Source organism: Xanthomonas sp. WHRI 10207, assembly GCF_040202975.1.
In the GTDB taxonomy this organism is placed as follows: Bacteria; Pseudomonadota; Gammaproteobacteria; order Xanthomonadales; family Xanthomonadaceae; genus Xanthomonas.
Genome location: NZ_JBEGDX010000001.1, coordinates 119,340 through 141,141, shown reverse-complemented (window position 1 = coordinate 141,141; position 21,802 = coordinate 119,340). Strand labels below are relative to the sequence as shown.

Genomic DNA, 21,802 nt, shown 5'->3' with positions numbered 1-21,802 from the left:
GGCGCGTTGCTAATGCGGCATCGCGCCACAAAATCTGCGCTGCGCAGTTGCACACAAAGTTCTCACGGCCGCCAGTTCGCGTTAGCCTCCCAAAATGCCACGCTGCGCCGATACGCGTCGCGGTCCAGCGGCACGCCCGAGCCGCCCTCTTCCACGCCTAGCGCATTGCGCAACATGGTGATCGGCGTCATCGGGATTTCGTCCGGCTCAGCGGTGTAAAGACAACCGACCACGCCCCAGTCCGCATCGATGGGTGCGCCTTCCTTGGCCAGCTGATCGCGGCTGTACAGGATCGGCAGCATGTACTGCGCGATCGGCGGCTCGACGCCTTCGAACCAGCGCACCAACACCGGCAATTCCTGCGTGTTGCGCGCTTCGTAACCGGAGCGCAGCAGGTGACGGTTTTCTGCGCTGATCGGTACCGTCAGGCAACGGGTGCTGGTCCAGTTGCGGTGCACATGCAGCTGGCAGAACGCCGCGTAACCTTCGATCACGCGCAGTGGTGGCGTGTCGTTGAGATGCTGGATGAACTGCTCGGCGGTACAGTCCTGGATCGCATTGCGACGGCCATCGCGCGGAAACAAACGGGGGCGGGCAAACGGCGTGAGAACGATCGACATGGCAACGAGGTCGGCGGCAAAGAACGCCAGGGTAACGCGCAGTACTGCGCGCGACCACTTACCAGATCAGATCGTCAGGCACCTTGAACTGGCTGTAGTAATCATCGTCGCTATCGCCCGATGGCGGCGCGGGGTTGCGCGCGTGATCCAGCACCACAGTGCCTGGATCGCGGCTGTAGACCTTGTCGGCAGCCACGCGCGGAATCAGCTCGACACCCTCGCCATGTCGCACGATCACCAATGCGCCACTGGCCAATTGGCTGCGCAACGCCGGATTGACCAGCACGCTGCGGATGACGCTGCCATCGTTGAAGCGGTAGTCGATCTCGCCTTCGCGCTTGACCTTGCTGGTCTCCACGATCTGGCGCACCTGCGCCAGCACTTCCTGCTTGCGCAGCTGCGCATTGCGTTCTTCTGCCAGCGCACGATCGCGCTCGGCACGCTCGGCCTGCAACCGCGCCGCATCCACCTTGTCGGTATCGGCAGGCGTGACCGCCCCGCCCTTGGCGTGCCGTTGCTTGACCTGCTCACGCGCAACCTTGTCCACCTGGGCTTTTTTGACCAGGCCAGCCTTGAGCAGCTGTTCTTGCAGTGGATTACGCATGGGCGACATCGGCAGTGGACTAGCCGCTAGTTTAACGCGGTCGGCGCCAGGCACCTGCGTCGTCGGTCCGGGCCAGCGTGTGCCACCCGTCGCCGCTAGGCAGCCGGGCAGGTGCGCAACCAGCCGAGCAGCGTTTATCATGCATCACTACCATATAGTTCAAGGACGAATGATGATCATCTGGGGATCGGGCGGCGACGCCATCGCACTCGGAGCCGCCGACGGCGCGCATTGCGACCAATGCGCGCAACAGCGCAGTTTTCGCAATGTCCTGCATTACCGCTACGCGCACCTCTGGTACATCTTCAGCTGGGTCACCAAGAAGCAGTACCTGCGTGTGTGCGACGGCTGCAACCACAGCACTGTGCTGGACACCAAAACCTTTGAAGCGGCTAAGGGCAAGCCACCGATTCCTGCCTATCGCCGGTTTGGCGGGCTGGTCCTGCTCGGGCTGATTGCGGTCCTGGTGGTGTTTGGCGCCTACAGCGCCTCGCAGACATCGAAGCAGGACAACGCACTGCTGGCGCAGCCTGCGGCAGGCGACTTGTACACCGTGGACCTGCAGACGGTGGCGCCTGGCGCCTACGATGGACACGCCTACGGTGTGGTGCGGGTGCAAAGCGTCAGTGGCGAAACCATCACCTTGGCACTGCCGCAAAAGGGCTTCAACAAGTGGAAAGGTGCCGAGCGCGATGCGGGCGGCAGCACTGCGAAGCAACCGACTTATTACACCGACGAACACATCGAGCTACCGCTGGCCAAGCTGCAGGAATTGCATACGCGCGATGAGCTCCGCCACGTCTATCGTTAAGCACGCCTAGCCAGCCGGTGCGGCCTACGCTGCACCGGCTGCACTACGCGGCAACGCATGCTGCCCGCGATGTCTTGCCGCCCCGTTTTGCCGTATCGCTCGCTCAAGGCAGCGCCCACCGTGTTGCAACGTCGAGCGCACTCACGTCGTCCAGCAGCACACGCACAGACAGCGCATTGCCTGCTGCGCGTCACGCCTGCAGTGGCCGTCGTCGATAGCGGCGCACACCAGACCAAACGCGTTAGCCGCTGAAAACACACTGGCCCGATGCCCAGTGTTCCAGCAGGAGGGGATCGCGCGCATTTGTGCGACCGACCGCCCTGTTGCCACCGAACTCCACACGCAGTTTCGCGGTTGGCGGCATTGAATACGTATGCACAGCACCGATGTTGCGGCGCGATGCGCGCTTAGCATCACCGCGCGCTGCACGCCGTGCGCGCGCTTTCCGGAACAGGGGCCGGAGGCCTTGATGTGGGCATCGCAGACTGCGCGCGTGCTCGCTCTTACCGACTGGAGAACCATCCGATGCGCAACACGCTAGCTCACGCTCCACCCTCGCTCATGCAGCGTTGCGGCCGCCTGCTGCTGACAGCGCTGGTCTTGCTGCTGACCACCGCCAATGTGCAGGCCGATGTCATCCTGCATGCCTTCAACTGGCCCTACGCCACCGTGGAAGCACGCGCCAAAGAGATCGCCGATGCCGGCTATCGCAAGGTGCTGGTGGCCCCCGCCTATCGTTCGCAAGGCAGTGCATGGTGGGCGCGTTATCAGCCGCAGGATCTGCGCGTGATCGACGGCCCGCTGGGCGACACCGCTGCGTTCTCACGCATGGTGCAGGCGCTGGCCAACAATGGCGTTGAAACCTATGCCGACGTGGTGCTCAACCACATGGCCAACGAAGCGGCGACGCGCTCGGACCTCAACTACCCCGGCAGCGCGGTGTTGTCGCAATACGCAGCCAACCCGGGACGTTACGACTCGCTGCGCCTGTTCGGCACCTTGCAGTCGAACTTTCTGAGCGCCAGCGACTTTGGCCCGGCGCAGTGCATCACCAACTACAACGACGCCTTCCAGGTGCGCAATTACCGCATCTGCGGCGGCGGCAGCGACCCGGGCTTGCCGGATCTGGTCGGTAACGACTGGGTGGTGCAACAGCAGCGCGCCTATCTGCAGGCACTCAAGGGCCTGGGCGTGACCGGCTTCCGCGTGGATGCGGCCAAGCACATGACCTTCGATCATCTGAACCGCGTATTCGATGCCGGCATCCGCTCCGGTGTCTATGTGTTCGGCGAAGTGATCACCGGCGGCGGCACCGGCAATGGCGATTACGATCAGTTTCTGGCGCCATATCTGCAATCCACGCCGCATGCGGCCTACGACTTTCCGTTGTTCAACGCAGTGCGCAATGCGTTTGCGGTCGGTGCCAGCATGCAGCAGCTGGTGGACCCAGCGAGCGGCGGGCAGGCATTGCCGGGCAATCGCGCAGTGACTTTCGCCATTACTCACGACATCCCCAACAACGCCGGCTTCCGTTACGCCATTCTCGACCCGGTCGACGAAACCCTGGCCTATGCGTATCTGATCGGCCGAAATGGCGGCATGCCGATGGTCTACACCGACAACAACGAGAGCGGCGACAACCGTTGGGTCAACGCCTACCAGCGCGACGACCTGCGCCGCATGATCGGCTTCCACAATGGTGTGCAGGGCACCGACATGCAGGTGTTGTCGTCCAGTTCCTGCCACATCCTGTTCCGTCGCGGCAGCCTGGGCATCGTCGGCATCAACAAATGCGGCAATCCGGTCACCACCACCGTCGGCATGAACAACAGCGTGTTGTACTGGAATGCAGACTACGTGGACGCACTGGGCTCGGGCAACGTGGTGCGCATTACCAGCGGCTCCTACACGTTTACCCTGCCGGCGCGTGGCACACGGATGTGGCGGCGCTGATCCCGACCGCAGCCATGTGCCCACCGGCGTCGCCTGCATGTGCAGGTGATGGAAGAGCGGCTGACAGCACGTAGCGAGCAATTGTCAGGTGGGTGTGGACGGCGCGGAGGAACCGGCATGTACGCGTGGTACATGCCGCACCGAACAACGTCCGCGCCCGCCTGGCGGTGAGCACAGCCGTTCTGTTGGCTGTTCTAAATCGCACCTGCACACCTGGCAGTAACCAGATCTCGCAAGCAGGCTACCGAGAAGACAACTGCGTGATCGTCAAGCTGTTGACCGCATCAGCCAACGCCTGTGCCGCATTTCGCGTACACAGGCGTTGTGCGTCTGCGGGCAACAGGATCGCTTCGTATCGCGCAACGACACTGCGCGCATGCCGTCGCACTCAATGACACGCGCACACTATGCAAACAGGTGCGATCGACACATTCTTGGTCAGCAGATGAATCGATCGATAAAAACAGTGTTCGCGTCGCAACGAAACGCTCGGCTCGCCGGACCTACTGGCAATCGGATGCATGCTGCCCCACCTGCCCACATGGCGTGCAACCGGTTGACCGCGAGCCGATGGCCTTGCCGCATGAGCAATGATCGACACAACGTCGCAAGCAACCGTCACATGGACTGACGGCGCGAGGCACCGACGGATACGCGGCCTATGCCGCATCCATCAGCGGTCGCCTGGCAGCTGTGCAGGCGCCGCGTCGGCAACTCGTGTTGCAACGCTACCGGACTCACCGATCAGTGGTGCATTACCGGAGCCCAGCCCATGCCTTTGTACTTCGTCCGTCATGGCGAGTCGCTCGCAAACGAACAGAACTATTTTGCAGGCGCGCAGAACTCGCCACTCACCCCGCTGGGCCGTCGTCAGGCGCGCCAGGCAGCCGACGACGTTCGTCAACGCGGGCTGCACTTCGATCAGGTCCACGTGTCCACGCTCGAACGCGCGCAGGCAACCGCGGCCATCATCCTGGAAGGCGTCACCGGGACACCGCAGGTGATCTCCAGCGCTGCATTGGTGGAACGCGATTTCGGCATCTTCGCCGGCAAGAACAAAACGCTGATCAAGAAGTCGATCGGCCACCGCCTCTACGACGCCTGCTTCCACGATGCCGACGGCGCGCCGCCCGATGGCGAACACTGGATGGACATGTATGCCCGCTGCAAGCATTACTACGACACCGTGCTTGCGCCATTGGACCGGCAAGGCAAGCAGGTGCTGGTGGTGGCACACAAATACATCGTCGAGGTGTTTGCGCTGATCGCCTCCGGCCTGCCACCTGCCGACTATATCGATTTCCGGCTGCCCAATTCCCGGCCGCTGTCGTGGGACGAGCTCAAGCAGATGACTGCGCGCAGCTCCTCGCGCATGAACTATCTGGGCGAGCAAACCGAAATCCATCTCCTGCAATGGATGTTGCTCGCCGCGCTAGGCGGCTTCGCGCTGTCGTGCGCAGGCGTCCATGTGCCGCATATTGCCAGCACCACAGCCATCGTCGTCTTGCTGGCAGTCAATGCGTTCTTCCTGTCGGTACGCATCGAGGCCGGCGCCTTGCGGCTGACGCAAGGGCCGGAAAACATTGCGCTGTGCGTGATCAGCGTGGCACGCGCGCTCTGCGCCATGCTGTTGCTCACACAGTTCCAGAACGAATGGATCCATGTGATTGGTTTGCTGTTGATCGTGCCGCCGGCGTTATCGGTGCCGACCTTCTCGCTGGCGCGCGGCGGCGATTACTTTTTTGCAGCGCGCTACACGCTGGTGTTGTCGGTGCTGCTGCCGCTGCTCTTGCTGGTATTGGTTGTGGATCACCGTGAGCTGCTGGGCAACGCACATGCGCTGGAGCGGTTCTTCGTGGTGCTGCTGCTTGCCTTGGCACTGCCCTCGCTGGCCGCACAGGGATGGCGGCGCGCGCGGCCGATCGCAGCCGGCAAGCTCGCGACAAACTGGGGCTGGGTGGGCGCATTGACGATGGTGCCGATGGCCTTGCTGGTCGGGCTACGCACCGAAGGAACCGCACTCGTACACGCATTGATGGATGGCGGTTGGCACGCCTGGGGCGCATTGCTGCTGCCGTTTACACTATTGCTGGCGTGCCGCGTGGGCAGCGCCTTGTACTTAAGCGCGCACCAGCGCGTGACCGGCAAGCGGATCGACGCCGGCATTGCGGCAGACATTCACCTGCTGCAGACCTCGCCCAATATCTTCCTGTGGCTCAGTCTCTTGTTGCCTGGCACGTTTACGCATGCGCCCACACTGGTCGCCGGCACCTTGCTGGGTTTCTTCGCGTTTGCGTTGCTCGATGAGACGTGGGTGGTCAGGCGCTTCCGCGCGCAGATCACCCCAGCGCTGCGCAGGCCGGCGAGTACTCCCCTCTCGGTGGCGGATGTCCGCAATGCCGAAAACGTCGAGCAAGACGACGTGGCACTGGAAAGCCGTTGATCGGCACATGCGCAGCGGCGCTGCCACTGCGCATGTGGCGCGATGGCATTGCAGTCATCGTGCAAATGCGCGATCAAGGCGAAACAACACCGACCAGTGGTCGGTGTTGTTCTTCAGCAAGGTCACCGTGAAAGCGCGACCGACTTACCAGGCAAACGGCGCGGTGACCGTGCGTGCCCCAAGCAAAAACGCATCGGCCACATGCACGAACGGAGCGACATCCACCTCCGATTCGCCGGCACGCACCAACTGCACAAACCGTCGATACAGACCGTCGTATTCGCTGGACGCGGGCACGGTCTGCGCCTGCCCGTCGAGGTGCAGTTTGGCACCGCCTTCGCTGAGCATCAGCACGCCCTGGGTGGTTTCCACTTCGATATCCCAGCGCTGGTGGCCGGTCTGCAGGAAGTCGAACTCCGCCGTCACCGGTACGCCGGCGGTATCGACAAACGCAAGCCTGGCGTACAGCGGCGCCTGTCGGTTTTGCGGTGTGTGCAGCTCGGCCTCGCGCAATGCGAAGCTGCGCGGCAACAGGTGGGTGACGATGGACAACGCATTGATGCCGGGATCGAACACGCCCATACCGCCGGGTTCGAGGATCCAGTCCTGCCCGGGATGCCAGTGGCGGATGTCTTCCTTCCAGGTGATGTGCGCACGCACGATCTGCTTATCGGCCAACCACGCGCGTGCAGGCTCCACGCCAGCCGCGCAACGCGAATGCCAACTGGTGAACAGGCTGCGCTGCGCGTGCTGCGCCACCTTGCGCAGGTCGTCGATCTCGGCAAGCGTGGCGGCCGGCGGCTTTTCCAAAAAGACATGCCGGCCAGCGCTCAACGCCGCCTGCGCCAGAGCATGCCGCCCGACCGGTGGCGTGCATAAGGCGATGGCTTCAAGCTCCGGATGCGCGGCAAACGCTTCATCCAGGGTGTGATACGCCGGGACGCCATCGACCGTGCCATGCCGGCTCACCGTGGCCACCAACTGCACGTCCGGGCGCGCGGCGATGGTCGGCACGTGCTGGTCGCGGGCGATCTTGCCGATCCCGACAAGGGCAATGCGCAATGCGTCTGGATGCTTCATCGAAACCTTCGTGCTGATAGGGGAGTCGTGCTGGTTGCTTTGCACTGCCTGCTGCGACGGCATCGGGCCGACGCAACCTGTGGTGCGACCTCCGGCCACACGTGTGCGACGGCGCAGTGTAAGGTCAGGCCATGGCCCGCTGCGAGACATCGCTCCTGCTTGTTTTGCTATACCTGCATGGGCGCCATGCAGCGGCTCCGTCGGCATTCCGCGGCGCGGCGCCTGGCTGACAGATGCGATGCAGGCCACTGCGTCGATTTCTGCAAGCGCCTTGACGGGCTGCAATCACTGCAGGCGATTGACCCAAGGCATCCGCATACACCAGGATCGCCAGCCGGCACACGCGCGCCACTCATCCCAGGACTGCATCGATGCTGCATCACGTATCCATTGGCGTTGGCAACATCGAAACCTCAGCCGCGTTTTACGACGCCGTGCTCGGCGCACTGGGCTATGTGCGGGTGTGGTCGGACCTGGAACCCGGCACGTTCGATCAGGCGGTCGGCTATGGCCGCCCCGGCGGCGAGGATTGCCTGGCGTTGAAACAGCAACAGGCAACGCACTGCTCGGCGGGCAGCGGATTCCATCTTGCATTCGCAGCCAGCACCGTCGCTGCGGTGGACGCCTTTTATCTGGCCGCACTTGAGCACGGCGGTCGCAGCAACGGCGTGCCTGGTTTGCGACCCGACTACGGCGATACGTATTACGCCGCGTTCGCCATCGACCCCGATGGCCACCACATCGAAGCGGTGGTCGATCGCAGCGCATAAGCGCCTGCCAGCGGTATCGGCTCGCATCGTCATGCTGCTGCGTTTCGGTCGTCCGTTGTCTGCGCAACTCGCAGCGACGACCGAGTGCGGACTACATCTCCAGCACCACCTTGCCCAGATGGCTGCCCTGCTCCAGATAGCGATGCGCCGCGGCCGCCTCACCGAGCGGGAAGCGCTTGTCGATCAGCACGCGGATCTTGCCTTGTTCGATCCACGGCCACACCACACGCTCGACCTCAGCGGCAAGGCGCGCCTTTTCGTCGGCATTGCGCGGACGCAGGGTCGAGCCGGTGAGGATGGCCTGCTTGCGCATCAGCTGCGGAATCGGCACCTCGATGGTCGAACCGGCCTGCGAAGCGATGTAGACGATGCGCCCGCGCGGGTTGAGCGCTTCCAGCGTATCGGCAAAGACCGCAGCGCCCACCATGTCGAGCGCCACGTCCACACCGCCATGCGCCTTGGCCACGGCCACAAACGACTCACTGGTGGAATCGATTGCCACATCGGCGCCCAGCTCGCGCGCCTGCGCCGCCTTGCCGGCCGAGCGCGCAGTGGCCAACACGTGCGCACCGGCGGCCTTGGCCATCTGGATGGCGGTGACGCCAATCCCTGAAGTCGCACCATGCAGCAACAGCCATTCGCCGGCCGCCAAGCGGCCATGCTCGAACAGGTTGGTATAGGCAGTGAAGATGGTTTCCGGCAACGCGGCCGCCTGCACCAGATCCATGCCGGCAGGAATCGGCAGCACATGCCGCGCATCGACCGCCACATATTGGGCATAGCCACCGCCGCCCAGCAGCGCACAGACACGGTCGCCCACCTTCCAGCGACCGGCAGGCTCGACGATCTCGCCGGCCACTTCCAGACCCAGCGTTTCCGGCGCGCCCGGCGGCGGCGGATAGTGCCCGGCACGCTGCAGCAGATCGGGGCGATTGATGCCCGCCGCATGCACGCGGACCAGCACCTGCCCCGGCGCCGGACGCGGGCGCGCCTGCTCGGTGGCATACAGCGCGTCGGCGTCGCCCTTGCCATCGCGGATGGCGATGGCGGTCATCGTGGTGTCGGACATGAAGGCGCTCCGTTAAAGGGCGCCCAGTGTAGGCAGGCAGATGTAAATACGTGGCGTAGAGCGTGCGACGCCGCTGCACACCAGGCCTGCATCACGCGCGCCTGCGTGCAGCGGACGCGCGTGGCGATGCTCACTCCTGGTCGGGAGCGACGCCCTGGTCGATGTATTGGCGGATCGCTTCGAACACCTTGGACGTGCCGTCGTCCTGGCCCGACGGCAGACGCGCGGCAAAGTCGCTCAGCAACTTGCTGCCATCCACACCGGGCTGTTAGAGCGTGTTATGCACTTTGAGATGAGATGCGTTGGCTGTCAGCGGTGCGGAGCGGGTGCTGCGTGGCGCCGGCTTGGCTGGCGCCAAGGCAAGCCGCGCGGCGCCCGCTCCGTGCCGCTGACGGCCAACCCTCCGGGAAGCGCCCTGTGGCGCGCCGATACCGCGTTGCGCGCCTTGTCTCGACGCGCCACAGGACGCTTCGCACTCACCTCAAAGTAAATAACACGCTCTAGGCCAAGGCGAGCGCCAGATCGCCGACGCTGCGCGCCAACGCCACCCAGATGCGGCCCAGCGATTCGGCGATAACGTCCATTTCCTGCTCTTGCATGTCGCGCTCCGATCAAGTGGCGTGGGGTAGCCGAGCTTACCGCGCGCGCCGCGCCGCGCGACAAGCGCACGCAAGCAGACCCGACCATGCCACCGCTGCGTTGCGCACCTGCACGCTGGCATCGCCGCCAGGCAATCGAGACACTCGCAACCAAATATGCATTCATCGCGATGAAGCGATATTATGCAAGCACGATCCGCCGGACCCGCCGCGATGACGCATCTCAGTTTCGAATTTTACCCGCCCAAGACCGACGACCAGCGCGCGCAGCTGGACCGCACCGCTACCAAGTTGAAGGGTTATGCGCCCGAGTATGTGTCGTGCACCTTCGGCGCCGGCGGCTCCACGCTCAGCTACACCTCCGAGACGGTGCGCCACCTCAAGCAGAAACACGGCTTCGAATCGGCACCGCATCTGTCCTGCGTGGGCGGCAACCGCCAGGAGATTCGCGAACTGCTCAAGCTGTATCGCGCCATCGGCTGTACCCGCATCGTCGCGCTGCGCGGCGACCTGCCCTCGGGCATGGGACATCCGGGCGACCTGCGCTACGCCTCGGACCTGATCGCCTTTATCCGCGCCGAGCACGGCGATGCCTTCCGGATCGAAGTCGGCGCGTATCCGGAAACCCATCCGCAAGCGGTCGATGCGTTGAGCGATCTGCGCTACTTCAAGGCCAAGGTCGATGCCGGCGCCGATGCGGCGATCACCCAGTATTTCTACAACGCCGATGCCTACTTCCATTTTCGCGACGCGGTGCAGCGTATGGGCGTGGAGGTGCCGATCGTTCCCGGCATCATGCCGATCTCTAATTTTTCGCAGCTGCGGCGTTTTTCCGAGCAATGCGGGGCCGAGATCCCGCGCTGGATCGGCAAGAAGATGCAGTCGTATGGCGACGACGCCGATGCGGTGCGCGCCTTCGGCGCGGAAGTGGTGGCCAGTTTGTGCGAACGCCTGATCGCCGGCGGCGCACCGGCGCTGCACTTCTACACGCTCAACCTGGCCAAGCCCACCACGCAGGTACTGCAACTGCTGGGGCGCTGAGCGCAGCTACGCGCTCGGCCCATGTGCGGCAATTCACCGGTACAAACGATTCAACTCCGGCAGGCGCGGCCAGCTACGTCACGCGTGCAGGCGCGCGTTCTTTCGCGTTTCTCGCCAGCTCACGCGCGCCCGGCTACGCTGCGCGGATGTCTCGCCTCCTGCCAGTGATGTTGCTGCTGCTTTGCCTGCCTGCCGCCAATCGCGTACAGGCACAGGAGATCCGTCGCTGCGTCACGCCGGACGGGCAAACCATGTTCACCGACCGCCGTTGCGAAGACGTGGGCGCGGCAATGCGTGCGCCGCCGGCCCCGCGCACACAGGGCAATACCGGGCTGCACCGCTATGGCTGCCCACGCCGGTTGAGCGAGCTGGTGTCGCTCCTGCAAAGCGCCGTGGACAGCCGCGACGTCAATCGACTGTCCAGCCTTTACCTGTGGAGCGGGCAATCCGACGCGGCGGCCAACCAGGTACTGAGCCGGCTGGAAGCCATCGTGCAACGCCCGCTGCTGGACATCGCACCGATGTATCCGCAGACCGATACACCGACCTGGGAGGCAGACACCGCCGCAACAGCCCCGTCGCTGGATGGCAGCGCGATCGATGCGCCATTGCCCACGCCCACACGCCCGCGGCCATGGGGCCTGCGCCTGGAACAGAACCTCGCCAGCGGCACGCCTGCGCGCAGCGTGTTGCGCTTGCGGCGGCAGTACAACTGCTTTTGGGTGACGTTTTAAGTCCGCTTGCAATAAAGACTGCACGCAGCGCAGCGCGGTCGCCGCCGATGCCCGGAATCTGCATGCAACACCGGGGTTTATGAGCACGCCGCCTGAGCCGCGCGACGACGACTCGTTCCGTCTTGTCAGCCGGCCTCACGATGGCAGCGAGATTGCATATCGCATCCTTGGGCGATGGCGGCGATGACCACCGCTGTTCCGAACAACCCGCCGACCTAAAGGCAGCCGGCACACAGGGACTAAGCGCGGCTGACACAACCTAGCGAGCAGTTGTCAGGTGGGTGCGGCGGAACCGGAGTGTACGAATGGGTAGAGGCCACAACGAGCAGCGGCCGCACGCGCCTGGCGGCTGCACAGTCGTTTTGGTAGCCGCGCCAGGGTCACGATGCGCCTGAAGGCTGCGCGGCAAGCCGGTGCATGAGCTCTGCGACCGCCTGCTGCGGGCTCAGCAAAGCGCTGTCGATCACCAAATGCGGCTCTGTCCATGCCACATAGTCGTGCGCCAGGACGGAAGACCACTCCGGCACACGCAGTCCGGGGATCTCGCTACGCCGCGATTCAACGCGCTGCCGGTGCACCGCGCGATCGCTGCAGATCACTTCGATCTCCAGCAAGTGGCTCTGCGTGCGCTGCGCCACCGCGCGCCAGGATGCACGGGTGACCGGCAACGGATTCACGCAGTCGGCGACCACCACATGGCCTTGGCGTAGATTGGCCTGCGCAAGTGCGTAAGCGATCAGGTAGCCGGCCGCCCCGACCTCGGTGGCGAGTTCACCGCTCTCGCGCAGTGCCTGCTCGATCGTATCGATGCGCAGATAAAACGCGGGCCACTGCGTCAGCAACGCCTGTGCAATAGCGCTCTTGCCCACGCCCGGCAATCCACCGAACACCACCAGCGTCGGTAGCCGTTCGCTTACTGCGGCCACAGCGAGCGAATGGCCGCAATGCCTTGCGCGCCATGCGAGCGTGCTTCGCGTAGGTCGGCCGCCTGCATGCCGCCGAGCGCGTAGATCGGCAGCGATACCTGCTCGCGCAGGGTTTCGAATCCGTCCCATCCCAGCGGTGTCGCACCCGGGTGCGATGCGGTGATCTGCACCGGCCCCAGCACCGCAAAATCGCAGCCCAGCCGCTGCGCATGACGCAAATCTTCCAGTCCATGGCACGAGGCGGCAACCAGTTGTTCTGTGGGCAGCGGGCGCTCCTGCAAACCGGCCAACTGCTCCGATCCCAGATGCACGCCGATACCAAGTTCCGCAGCCAGTGCGACATCGCGATTGAGCAGCAACTGCGCGCGCGCACGACCGCGCAGGCGCATCACCTGCTGCAACAACGCCTGCCAACGCGCAGGCGCAACCTGCCGCCCACGCAGCTGGATGCGGGTCACGCCGTCCTGCAGCGCGCTTTCCAGACCTTCCAGCCAGCGCGCGTCGTCCTCGGGCTCGGGCGTGATCAGATAGCGGTCGGGCTGACGCAGTACGCCCACTACCGGCACGTCGGCCGGCGGCATCGAATAGCGAGCCAGCTTGTCGGCCGCCACCCAGGTCATGGCCTGGCCTTCGCGGCCGCGCGGGCTGCCTTTCCAGGAAGCGATGTGGCGCACTTCCAGGCGCAAGCGCTTGTCCGGATACAGCTGCGGCACATCCATGACCCACTCGCCGACCTGGGCCTCGATGCCGAGTTCTTCATTGAGTTCGCGCACCAGCGCCTGCTCGGAGGTTTCGCCGGGCTCGCGCTTGCCGCCGGGGAATTCCCACAGGCCGGGCATGTCGCGGGTTTCGGTACGCCGCGTCAGCAGGATGCGGCCGCGCGGGTCGGTGATCACGCCAGCGACGACGTGAATGGATCTTAGGGAATCGGGCATGCAATAAGAGTGCCGCGAGTGAGCGGTTCAACGCAATCACTCGGACCGCAGCCGAATGGGAATGCGAGGCTAGAGATACGCCAAGGCAAACCTGGCGCACGCTTCGACCACTCCCGAATCTCCAATCACAAATCCCCGACCCTACAACGGATGCCCGATGCGCCAGAGCACCCCGCTGGGATCGTGCAAGGTGAAGTCGCGCGCGCCCCATGGCCGGTCTTCCGGCGCACTGCAGCTCACCCCGAACTGCTCGTCCAGACCGGTGTCGTGCACGTGCTGCCACCAGCCATCCGCGTCGTCCACCCACAGGTGCAGCATCAGGTTCTCGGCCAGCTCACGCAGATAAAAATCCTGCAGCAAAAACGCGCAATGGGTGCCATGCCGGAAACAGGTCACGTTGCCCACCTCGTCCTCCTGGACGAAGCCCAGTGCGCGATAAAAGCGCTGCGACAACGCGTAGTCGCGCGCAGGCACGAACACCTTCAGTTGCTGGCTGGACAACGACATGACCGCACTCCACGCAGGACGTGGGCCTGAGCATACGCCCGCAGTCGCACAGGCGGAAAAGCATGTCTACGGTGGGAACAATGACCGCAAGAGATGCGGGCGCGTGGAGCGGACCTCGCCGTACTGGCACTCATCGGAAGAGCGCTCGCCAAGCGTGCTCTCTCTCCACACTCTAGTTTCTTGAAAATGCCGTCGACTCTCCGCGAGCAACGCCCGGCAGGAGGCGCCAAAGGCGCGGGGATCGGAAACCAGGCCGTGCACCCGCATCCGCATCCGCTACACGTGTCCGGCTTTCCAGGAAACCCACGAATACGCGTCGTCAGCAGAGCTCGCTTGGTAGAGGGCGCATGCCGAAGGCGCAAGCATCAAACGCGAAGACGTATCCCCTGCGTACGCCATTCCGTCCCCGAACTTTCGAGAACCCCGAGAATCCCTTTCGTAGGTAGAGCCCCCCCTGGTAAAGGGGCGCATGCCGAAGGCGCAAGCATCAAACGCGAAGACGTATCCCCTGCGCGTACGCCATTCCGTACCCGGACTTTGGAGACCCCCCAAGAATCCCTTCGTAGGTAGAGCCCCCTTGGTAAGGGGGCGCGCCGAAGGCGCGGGGATCGGAAGCAATACCGTGAGCCCGCTATCCGCGTTGCGAATAGCGGGTGCGCAGCCCGCTTCGCGGGCTGCGCCACGGTCAGCTCAGCATCAGCTGAGCTGACCGTGGCAGTGCTTGTACTTCTTGCCGCTGCCGCACGGGCATGGGTCGTTACGGCCTACCTTGGGTTCGTCGCGGGTGACCTGCGACACCGGTACCGGCGCACTGCCACCCTGCATCTGCTCCACTTCCTCGTCGGCGCCATAACCGCCTACGTCCTGATGCTGGAACTGCGAGGCCATCAGGCGTGCTTGCGCCTGAAGACGTTCCTGCTCTTCCAGCTCGGCCACTTCTTCTTCGCTGCGGATGCGCACGCGCGCCAGCAGGTTGACCACTTCGCGCTTGACGTTCTCCAGCATCTCGGAGAACAGCTCGAAGGCTTCCTTCTTGTATTCCTGCTTGGGCTGCTTCTGCGCGTAACCACGCAGATAGATGCCCTGGCGCAGGTAATCCATCTTGGCCAGATGCTCCTTCCAGCCCTGGTCGAGCACCGTCAGCATCACATGCTTTTCCAGCGCGCGCATGGTGTCGTTGCCCACCGCCGCTTCCTTCTCGGCGAAGTGCGCATCCACCGCAATCTGCACCTTGGCGGCAATCTGCTCGGCGTCCAGTTCTTCCTGCGTGCTTGCCATTTCGCGCAACGCCATCGGCATGCCCAGCTCCGATTCCAGCGTGGCTTCCAGGCCCTGCAGGTCCCACTGTTCGTCCACTGAATTGGGCGGCACGAAGCGGGCGACCAGGTCATAGATCACATCGCCGCGGATGCCATCGACGTTGTCCTTCACCGACTCGGCGTCCAGCAACTCATCGCGCTGCGAATAGATCACCTTGCGCTGATCGTTGTTGACGTCGTCGAAGTCCAGCAGGTTCTTGCGGATGTCGAAGTTGTGCGCTTCCACCTTGCGCTGCGCTTTTTCGATCTGCCGGCTGACCAGGCGATCTTCGATGACGTCGTCTTCCTTCATGCCCATCATGCGCATCGCCTTCTGGACCCAGTCCGAGGCGAAGATGCGCATCAGGTTGTCTTCCAGCGACAGATAGAAACGCGACGACCCCGGGTCGCCCTGACGACCGGCACGGCCGCGCAACTGGTTGTCGATACGCCGCGATTCGTGGCGCTCGGTACCGATGATGTGCAAGCCGCCGGCCGCCTTGACCGCGTCATGGCGACGCTGCCAATCGGTCTTGATCTTGAAGCGCGCTTCCTCGGTCGCATCCTCGCCCAGCGCGTGATACTCCGACTCAAGCGAGCCACCCAGCACGATATCGGTACCGCGACCGGCCATGTTGGTGGCGATGGTCACCGCACCCGGCTGACCGGCGTTGGCCACGATGGTGGCTTCGCGCTCGTGCTGCTTGGCATTGAGCACTTCGTGCTCCACGCCCGCCTTGCGCAGATGCTCGGACAGCATCTCCGAGGTTTCGATCGAGGTGGTTCCCACCAGCACCGGCTGACCGCGCTTGGCGCAGTCTTCGATGTCGGCCAGCACCGCATTGAACTTGCCCTTGCGGTTGAGGAACACCTGGTCCGGATGATCCTTGCGCACGGTCGGGCGATTGGTCGGAATCACCACCACTTCCAGGCCGTAGATGCTCTGGAATTCGTACGCTTCGGTGTCGGCCGTACCGGTCATGCCGGACAGCTTCTTGTACATGCGGAACAGGTTCTGGAAGGTGATGCTGGCCAGCGTCTGGTTCTCGCGCTGTACCGGTACGCCTTCCTTCGCTTCGACCGCCTGATGCAGGCCGTCGGACCAGCGACGCCCGGACAGGGTGCGGCCGGTGAATTCGTCCACGATCACCACTTCGCCATCGCGCACGATGTAATCCACATCGCGCTGATAGATCGCATGCGCACGCAGCGCCGCGTTGAGGTGATGCACCACGCTCAGATTCTGCGCGGCGTAGAGGCCGTCTTCGGCGTTTTCCAGGATGCCGGCCTGCATCAGCAGTTCTTCGGCGTGGCCCATGCCCGCCTCCGACAGATGCACCTGCTTGCCCTTTTCGTCGATCCAGTAATCGCCCTCGCCTTCTTCGCTTTCCTGCTTGGTCAGCTGCGGCACGATGCGGTTGACGCGGATGTACAGCTCCGGCGATTCGTCGGCCGGGCCGGAAATGATCAGCGGGGTGCGCGCTTCGTCGATCAGGATCGAGTCGACTTCGTCGACGATCGCGTAATGCAGATTGCGCTGATAGCGGTCGGCACGCGACAGCGCCATGTTGTCGCGCAGGTAATCGAAGCCGAACTCGTTATTGGTGCCGTAGGTGATGTCGCTGCCGTAGGCCTCGCGCTTGTCGCTATGCGGCATGCCCGGATACACCACGCCCACGCTCAGGCCCAGCCAGTTGTACAACTTGCCCATCTGCGCGGCATCGCGGCGTGCCAGGTAGTCGTTGACGGTGACCACGTGCACGCCCTCGCTCTGCAGCGCGTTGAGGTACACCGGCAGGGTGGCGACCAGGGTCTTGCCTTCGCCGGTGCGCATCTCGGCGATCTTGCCCAGGTGCAACACCATGCCGCCGATCAGCTGCACGTCGTAATGGCGCATGCCGAGTACGCGGCGACTGGCCTCGCGGCAGACCGCAAACGCCTCGGGAAGGATCTTGTCCAGGGACTCGCCGGCGGCAAGCCGCTGCTTGAACTCCGGGGTCTTGGCTTGCAGCTCGGCGTCGGAGAGCTTCTCGATCGTCGGCTCCAGCGCATTGATCTGGGTGACGAGGCGGGTGAGCTGGCGCAGCTGGCGTTCGTTACGACTGCCAAAGACACGGGTAAGCAGACTGTTGATCATTGAAGAAACCGGTTGAAAAGGAACGGTTTGACCGACGCCGGTCCCCAAGACCCGACCGCCGTAAACGAAACAGGGCGCACTGCGCCCTGTCATGGCAACACCCTATTGTAGCTTGGGGCGAGCCTTCACGAATCAAGCACCTCCATCGGAGCGTGCCATGCCTTCGTCAACCGCGCCCTCGGCGCCCTACTGGTGTATTGGTATCGCCCAGGAACTTGCGCGGATTGACCACACGTCCATCGGCCCATACCTCGAAATGCACGTGCGCGCCGGTCGAACGACCGCTGGAACCGGCCCTGGCCACCTGCTGGCCAGCGCGGACCAGATCGCCCACCTTCACCACCAGCCGCGAGTTGTGCGCATAGCGGGTGACATAGCCATTGCCGTGATCCACTTCGACCACGTTGCCGTAACCGCCCCGCACACCGGCGTAGCTGACCACGCCGTCGGCGACCGACATTACCGGGTCGCCCACGTTGGCGTGGAAGTCCACGCCCTTGTGGAAGGCCGAACCGCCGTCGAACGGATCGGCGCGGCCGCCAAAGCCCGAGGTGATATAGGTGTTGCGGATCGGCATCCGTGAGGGCACCGAATTCTGCTCGAGCTGATGGTCGAACATCAGCGACGCCAGTACGTTCAGTTGTTGGCCGGAGGCGGAAAACTGCTGTTCGACTTGCCCTAGCGTCTCCTTGAGCGATTCGACCGGCATGTCGCTAACCGGCTCATCGCCGCCACCGACGCCGACCGGTTCGTCGAAGTCGAACTCACCGTCCTTCAACTTGCCCATTTCGGTCAGCCGCTCGCCCAATGCGTTGAGGCGGGTGGCCTGCGCTTGCAGCTCGCCCATGCGTGCGGCCAGTGCATTGACCTGTGCCTGCGAGGCGCGCTGCGCCTGGGCCAACTCGGCCTGCTGCTGCGCGACCTTGGCCTGCAGCGCGGAATTGGTCACCATGCCGGTAGCGGTGCTTGCACCGACGCCGATCAGCATGCCCAGACCAAGTACGGCACCGAGCACCACCATCGGTCGATCCGACGCAAAGCCCTGGAACTGTCGAGCCACACGCTGGGCCCGGGTTTCGCGAGATTTGATTACAACTTTTTTTAACGCCATATGAGTGTCATGTCCAAGCCCAAGTCCAACGCACGTAACCCTTCCGCTCCGCAGCAGGCCATCGAGGCCGCGCTGGGTGAAAAGGCTGGCGACCCCTTGCGCCGAGCCTTGTGGCTCGATGCGCTGGACCGGCAGTTGCGCCCCCTGTTACCGCCCCATCTGGCCACCCGTTGCCGGTTGGCCAATGTTCGAGGCGAACAGCTCGTTTTTCTGGTTGATTCGCCGATCTGGCATGCCAAGGTGCGGCTTGCCGAGACCCAACTCCTTGATGCCGCCCGATCCATCGGGTTGAAGGCCACCGCAGTGACCGTCAAGACGGCAAGCACTCCGCTGCATTCCCCAACACAGCAGAACCGCGACCGTCCACGGCCGGTGTCCGAAGCCACGCACAAGGGTCTGCGCGAGGCACTGGCATCATTGCAGGACGTCGTGCCGACCAAGCGGTGACGTCCCTGCCGCCGTTTCGGGGCGGCCAGCAGTGCGTGAAAAGATTGCGAAGATCACGCACGACCCGACGCATCCTAGCGGTCATGGCGCCCGCAGGAGTTAGAGAAGTCTTAAAAAAGAGTTAAGAACGGAACCCAAATCCGACCTGGTTCACGCTTTCGGTGCCGATTGCGGCATTCCCTGACACATAGCCAAGGGGTAGACACAGTCGGCGAACGGTCGTCAGCGGGGTGCGGTGGCGTTTAGCCGATCTCATGCAGCGGCCCATCACCATCAGGCAGAGGCCGCACGAGCCGGAAGGCTGCGCGGCGGGTCTTGCCTGCCTCAGGCATAGACGGGGCTGGCGTAGGTCACCGGCGGCTGCTCGGTTCCTTCGGGGAAGCTGACCCATTCCCAGGCGGCCTGATCCGCCAGCAGCGCGCGTACCAGCTTGTTGTTGAGCGCGTGACCGGATTTGAAGCCTTCGTAGGCGCCCAGGATGGCGCCGCCGGCCAGATAGAGGTCGCCGATAGCGTCCAGGATCTTGTGGCGCACAAATTCGTTGGTGTAACGCAGGCCGTCCTCGTTGAGCACGCGGAACTCGTCCAGCACGATGGCGTTGTCCATCGAACCGCCCAGGCCCAGATTGCGCTCGCGCATGTACTCGAGATCGCGCATGAAGCCGAAGGTGCGGGCGCGCGAGATCTCCTTGACGTACGCCGAGGTGGAAAACTCGATTTCCTGGCGCGACTGCTTGGCCGGGATCATCGGGTGGTTGAATTCGATGGTGAAGCCCAGCTTGTAGCCGTCATACGGCTCGAAGCGCGCGACCTTGTCGCCCTCGCGCACTTCCACCGGCTGTTTGATGCGGATGAAGCGCTTGGCCTTGTTCTGCTCGACGATGCCTGCCGACTGCAGCAGGAACACGAACGGGCCGGACGAACCGTCCATGATCGGCAACTCGGCCGAGGACAGCTCGACGATGACGTTGTCCACACCCAGGCCGGCCAGTGCCGACATCAGGTGTTCGACGGTCTGGATCTTGGCGCCGTTGCAGGTCAGACCGGTGCACAGCGTGGTCTCGGTGACCAACTCCGCATCGGCGGGGACTTCGACGACCGGCTCCAGGTCCACACGCCGGAACACCACGCCGTGATCGACCGGGGCCGGCCGCAGCGTCATGTACACCTTGTCGCCGCTATGCAAGCCGACGCCGGTGGCGCGAATGGTGTTTTTGAGAGTGCGTTGCTGGGTCATATGCGAAGTCTGGGGGAACGATGCAGACAGACGCTGAACCGACCGTCTTATCTGATGAACATTATCCGAATTTTAACAAGTTGCGCGTGACGAAAGGTGTCATGCCCCGGTCTTGCCATTGTAAAAGCTGCCGGATCGTGACCGATCCGGCAGAAAAGGACATGGCATTACAGCCCCGACAACAGCGTCGGGTGGGACGGGCTACGCCGCCGTAGCGACGCAGCCGACGCCCATCAGTCGGCCTGGCGGCGCAGGAACGCCGGGATATCCAGGTAATCGTTGGGCAGGTCTGCCGCCGGCGGCGCAGCATTGCCGGCGCTGTGGCTGCTGCCGACCGAGTCGCTGCTCGGACGACGCAGGCCCAGGCCCATGCTGCCGCCGACGGCCTTGGACACCGCGTCGCCGCTGGTGGTGTCGAAGTCGCCGAATTCCGGCTGGCCGGTGGTGGCATTGCGTACCAGCTTGATCGGCGCGCGCTGGTCCGGACGCTGGGTCTGGCGGGAAACCGCACGGTTCAGGCCAGTGGCGACCACGGTGACGCGCACTTCGTCCTGCATGTCCGGGTCAAGCACGGTGCCGACGACCACGGTCGCATCTTCCGACGCGAACGCTTCGATGGTGCGGCCGATCTCGTCGAACTCGGCCATGGTGAAGTCCGGGCCGGCGGTGATGTTGACCAGGATGCCGTTGGCACCCGCCAGGTTCACATCGTCCAGCAGCGGGTTCTGGATGGCAGCTTCGGCAGCGGCCTGCGCGCGATCGTCGCCGCGTGCCGAACCGGTGCCCATCATGGCCAGACCCATTTCCGACATCACGGTGCGCACGTCGGCAAAATCGACGTTGATCAGACCCGGACGCACGATCAGATCGGCGATGCCCTGCACGGCGCCCTGCAGCACGTCGTTGGCAGCGCGGAAGGCCTGGATCATGGTGGCGTTGCGGCCAAGCACGGTGATCAGCTTTTCATTGGGAATGGTGATCAGCGAATCGCAATGCTGGCTCAGTTCCTCGATGCCCTTCAACGCCACCTGCATGCGGCGACGGCCTTCGAACGGGAACGGCTTGGTAACCACGGCCACGGTCAGGATGCCCATTTCCTTGGCCAGCTGCGCAACCACGGGGGCCGCGCCGGTACCGGTGCCGCCGCCCATGCCGGCGGTGATGAACACCATGTCCGCACCCTGCAGCGCGTCCATGATGCGTTCGCGATCTTCCAGCGCCGCCTGACGGCCGACTTCCGGATTGGCGCCTGCGCCCAGACCCTTGGTCACGTTGGTGCCGAGCTGCAGCTGCAACTTGGCGCCGCAGTTCTTGATCGCCTGCGAGTCGGTGTTGGCGGTGATGAATTCCACGCCATCGACATTGGTGTTGACCATGTGCGCAACGGCATTACCGCCGCCGCCGCCCACGCCAACGACCTTGATTACCGCGTTGGGAGCCATCTTTTCGATCAGTTCAAAATGTGCCATGTCAGTGTCCTT

The 21,802-nt window shown here is 63.9% G+C and carries 19 protein-coding genes and 2 other RNA genes; 7 read left to right on the top strand and 14 right to left on the bottom strand.

The window, feature by feature from the left end:
• Positions 1-62: 62 nt before the first annotated feature.
• Together ABQU90_RS00580 and ABQU90_RS00575 are read right to left on the bottom strand one after the other, a co-directional pair.
• Positions 63-620: a DUF3228 family protein gene (locus ABQU90_RS00580; RefSeq protein WP_323521669.1), complete on the bottom strand. Its 558-nt coding sequence runs from the start codon at positions 618-620 to the stop codon at positions 63-65.
• 58 nt (positions 621-678) lie between these two features.
• Positions 679-1,224 carry a DUF2058 domain-containing protein gene (locus ABQU90_RS00575; protein WP_323521668.1) on the bottom strand — a complete coding sequence of 182 codons (546 nt, stop codon included), beginning with the start codon at positions 1,222-1,224 and terminating at the stop codon, positions 679-681.
• A 172-nt stretch (positions 1,225-1,396) separates the two neighbouring features.
• Here ABQU90_RS00575 and ABQU90_RS00570 point away from each other — a divergent pair, with 172 nt between their 5' ends.
• Both ABQU90_RS00570 and ABQU90_RS00565 read left to right on the top strand, forming a co-directional pair.
• Complete coding sequence (locus ABQU90_RS00570; protein WP_323521667.1) at positions 1,397-2,035, top strand: hypothetical protein; 639 nt, start codon at positions 1,397-1,399, stop codon at positions 2,033-2,035.
• Positions 2,036-2,617: 582 nt separating this feature from the next.
• Positions 2,618-3,988, top strand: coding sequence for an alpha-amylase family protein (locus tag ABQU90_RS00565; RefSeq protein ID WP_161963089.1), 1,371 nt, complete (start codon positions 2,618-2,620; stop codon positions 3,986-3,988).
• Positions 3,989-4,046: 58 nt separating this feature from the next.
• Here the strand turns inward: ABQU90_RS00565 and ABQU90_RS00560 are convergent.
• Positions 4,047-4,122, bottom strand: a non-coding RNA gene (locus ABQU90_RS00560) — sX9 sRNA.
• Between the two features lie 638 nt (positions 4,123-4,760).
• Between ABQU90_RS00560 and ABQU90_RS00555 the strand changes: the two genes are divergently transcribed.
• Positions 4,761-6,431, top strand: coding sequence for a histidine phosphatase family protein (locus ABQU90_RS00555; RefSeq protein ID WP_323521666.1), 1,671 nt, complete (start codon positions 4,761-4,763; stop codon positions 6,429-6,431).
• A 144-nt stretch (positions 6,432-6,575) separates the two neighbouring features.
• Here the strand turns inward: ABQU90_RS00555 and ABQU90_RS00550 are convergent, their stop codons facing one another.
• Positions 6,576-7,511: a Gfo/Idh/MocA family protein gene (locus ABQU90_RS00550; protein ID WP_323521664.1), complete on the bottom strand. Its 936-nt coding sequence runs from the start codon at positions 7,509-7,511 to the stop codon at positions 6,576-6,578.
• A 371-nt stretch (positions 7,512-7,882) separates the two neighbouring features.
• Between ABQU90_RS00550 and ABQU90_RS00545 the strand changes: the two genes are divergently transcribed.
• Positions 7,883-8,281 carry a VOC family protein gene (locus tag ABQU90_RS00545; protein WP_323521662.1) on the top strand — a complete coding sequence of 133 codons (399 nt, stop codon included), beginning with the start codon at positions 7,883-7,885 and terminating at the stop codon, positions 8,279-8,281.
• 91 nt (positions 8,282-8,372) lie between these two features.
• Here the strand turns inward: ABQU90_RS00545 and ABQU90_RS00540 are convergent, their stop codons facing one another.
• Both ABQU90_RS00540 and ABQU90_RS00535 read right to left on the bottom strand, forming a co-directional pair.
• Complete coding sequence (locus tag ABQU90_RS00540) at positions 8,373-9,350, bottom strand: NAD(P)H-quinone oxidoreductase (RefSeq protein ID WP_323521661.1); 978 nt, start codon at positions 9,348-9,350, stop codon at positions 8,373-8,375.
• A 130-nt stretch (positions 9,351-9,480) separates the two neighbouring features.
• Positions 9,481-9,609: a hypothetical protein gene (locus tag ABQU90_RS00535; RefSeq protein WP_267191093.1), complete on the bottom strand. Its 129-nt coding sequence runs from the start codon at positions 9,607-9,609 to the stop codon at positions 9,481-9,483.
• A gap of 553 nt (positions 9,610-10,162) precedes the next feature.
• Between ABQU90_RS00535 and metF the strand changes: the two genes are divergently transcribed.
• Positions 10,163-10,990: a methylenetetrahydrofolate reductase [NAD(P)H] gene (metF, locus tag ABQU90_RS00530; protein WP_055850966.1), complete on the top strand. Its 828-nt coding sequence runs from the start codon at positions 10,163-10,165 to the stop codon at positions 10,988-10,990.
• A 146-nt stretch (positions 10,991-11,136) separates the two neighbouring features.
• Positions 11,137-11,724, top strand: coding sequence for a hypothetical protein (locus tag ABQU90_RS00525; protein ID WP_323521659.1), 588 nt, complete (start codon positions 11,137-11,139; stop codon positions 11,722-11,724).
• Between the two features lie 247 nt (positions 11,725-11,971).
• On the opposite strand, the gene ABQU90_RS00520 is transcribed toward ABQU90_RS00525, so the two are convergent.
• From ABQU90_RS00520 to ABQU90_RS00495, 6 genes are all read right to left on the bottom strand, one after another.
• A non-coding RNA gene (locus ABQU90_RS00520) (sX9 sRNA) lies at positions 11,972-12,039 on the bottom strand.
• Positions 12,040-12,104: 65 nt separating this feature from the next.
• Positions 12,105-12,650 (bottom strand): P-loop nucleotide/nucleoside kinase family protein, encoded by a 546-nt coding sequence (locus tag ABQU90_RS00515; RefSeq protein ID WP_311239791.1) that lies wholly within the window; start codon positions 12,648-12,650, stop codon positions 12,105-12,107.
• Positions 12,638-13,585: a Nudix family hydrolase gene (locus ABQU90_RS00510; protein WP_311239792.1), complete on the bottom strand. Its 948-nt coding sequence runs from the start codon at positions 13,583-13,585 to the stop codon at positions 12,638-12,640. The genes ABQU90_RS00515 and ABQU90_RS00510 overlap by 13 nt, the downstream gene beginning before the upstream one ends.
• 141 nt (positions 13,586-13,726) lie before the next feature.
• Positions 13,727-14,092, bottom strand: coding sequence for a VOC family protein (locus tag ABQU90_RS00505; RefSeq protein ID WP_055850954.1), 366 nt, complete (start codon positions 14,090-14,092; stop codon positions 13,727-13,729).
• Positions 14,093-14,788: 696 nt separating this feature from the next.
• On the bottom strand, positions 14,789-17,527 hold the full coding sequence (gene secA / locus ABQU90_RS00500) for a preprotein translocase subunit SecA (RefSeq protein ID WP_323521658.1): 2,739 nt from the start codon (positions 17,525-17,527) through the stop codon (positions 14,789-14,791).
• A 166-nt stretch (positions 17,528-17,693) separates the two neighbouring features.
• On the bottom strand, positions 17,694-18,638 hold the full coding sequence (locus ABQU90_RS00495) for a M23 family metallopeptidase (RefSeq protein ID WP_055850947.1): 945 nt from the start codon (positions 18,636-18,638) through the stop codon (positions 17,694-17,696).
• Here ABQU90_RS00495 and ABQU90_RS00490 point away from each other — a divergent pair, their 5' ends adjacent.
• Complete coding sequence (locus tag ABQU90_RS00490) at positions 18,639-19,085, top strand: DciA family protein (protein ID WP_082473545.1); 447 nt, start codon at positions 18,639-18,641, stop codon at positions 19,083-19,085.
• Between the two features lie 324 nt (positions 19,086-19,409).
• Here ABQU90_RS00490 and lpxC read toward each other — a convergent pair whose 3' ends face one another.
• Together lpxC and ftsZ are read right to left on the bottom strand one after the other, a co-directional pair.
• A complete protein-coding gene (gene lpxC, locus ABQU90_RS00485) occupies positions 19,410-20,321 on the bottom strand; it encodes a UDP-3-O-acyl-N-acetylglucosamine deacetylase (protein WP_055850944.1) in 912 nt (303 codons plus the stop codon).
• Between the two features lie 233 nt (positions 20,322-20,554).
• The gene (ftsZ, locus tag ABQU90_RS00480; protein WP_055850941.1) at positions 20,555-21,790 is read right to left on the bottom strand and encodes a cell division protein FtsZ; all 1,236 of its coding nucleotides are present in this window, start codon (positions 21,788-21,790) and stop codon (positions 20,555-20,557) included.
• Positions 21,791-21,802: the final 12 nt, after the last annotated feature.

Bases quoted from the DNA above. Each gene is read 5' to 3' on its own strand.
- ABQU90_RS00580 (WP_323521669.1), bottom strand. From the start codon at position 620: ATGTCGATCGTTCTCACGCCGTTTGCCCGCCCCCGTTTGTTTCCGCGC.
- ftsZ (WP_055850941.1), bottom strand. From the start codon at position 21,790: ATGGCACATTTTGAACTGATCGAAAAGATGGCTCCCAACGCGGTAATC.
- ABQU90_RS00495 (WP_055850947.1), bottom strand. From the start codon at position 18,638: ATGGCGTTAAAAAAAGTTGTAATCAAATCTCGCGAAACCCGGGCCCAG.
- ABQU90_RS00505 (WP_055850954.1), bottom strand. From the start codon at position 14,092: ATGTCGTTGTCCAGCCAGCAACTGAAGGTGTTCGTGCCTGCGCGCGAC.
- ABQU90_RS00525 (WP_323521659.1), top strand. From the start codon at position 11,137: ATGTCTCGCCTCCTGCCAGTGATGTTGCTGCTGCTTTGCCTGCCTGCC.
- ABQU90_RS00545 (WP_323521662.1), top strand. From the start codon at position 7,883: ATGCTGCATCACGTATCCATTGGCGTTGGCAACATCGAAACCTCAGCC.
- ABQU90_RS00490 (WP_082473545.1), top strand. From the start codon at position 18,639: ATGAGTGTCATGTCCAAGCCCAAGTCCAACGCACGTAACCCTTCCGCT.
- metF (WP_055850966.1), top strand. From the start codon at position 10,163: ATGACGCATCTCAGTTTCGAATTTTACCCGCCCAAGACCGACGACCAG.
- ABQU90_RS00510 (WP_311239792.1), bottom strand. From the start codon at position 13,585: ATGCCCGATTCCCTAAGATCCATTCACGTCGTCGCTGGCGTGATCACC.
- ABQU90_RS00555 (WP_323521666.1), top strand. From the start codon at position 4,761: ATGCCTTTGTACTTCGTCCGTCATGGCGAGTCGCTCGCAAACGAACAG.
- ABQU90_RS00550 (WP_323521664.1), bottom strand. From the start codon at position 7,511: ATGAAGCATCCAGACGCATTGCGCATTGCCCTTGTCGGGATCGGCAAG.
- ABQU90_RS00540 (WP_323521661.1), bottom strand. From the start codon at position 9,350: ATGTCCGACACCACGATGACCGCCATCGCCATCCGCGATGGCAAGGGC.
- lpxC (WP_055850944.1), bottom strand. From the start codon at position 20,321: ATGACCCAGCAACGCACTCTCAAAAACACCATTCGCGCCACCGGCGTC.
- ABQU90_RS00570 (WP_323521667.1), top strand. From the start codon at position 1,397: ATGATCATCTGGGGATCGGGCGGCGACGCCATCGCACTCGGAGCCGCC.
- secA (WP_323521658.1), bottom strand. From the start codon at position 17,527: ATGATCAACAGTCTGCTTACCCGTGTCTTTGGCAGTCGTAACGAACGC.
- ABQU90_RS00575 (WP_323521668.1), bottom strand. From the start codon at position 1,224: ATGCGTAATCCACTGCAAGAACAGCTGCTCAAGGCTGGCCTGGTCAAA.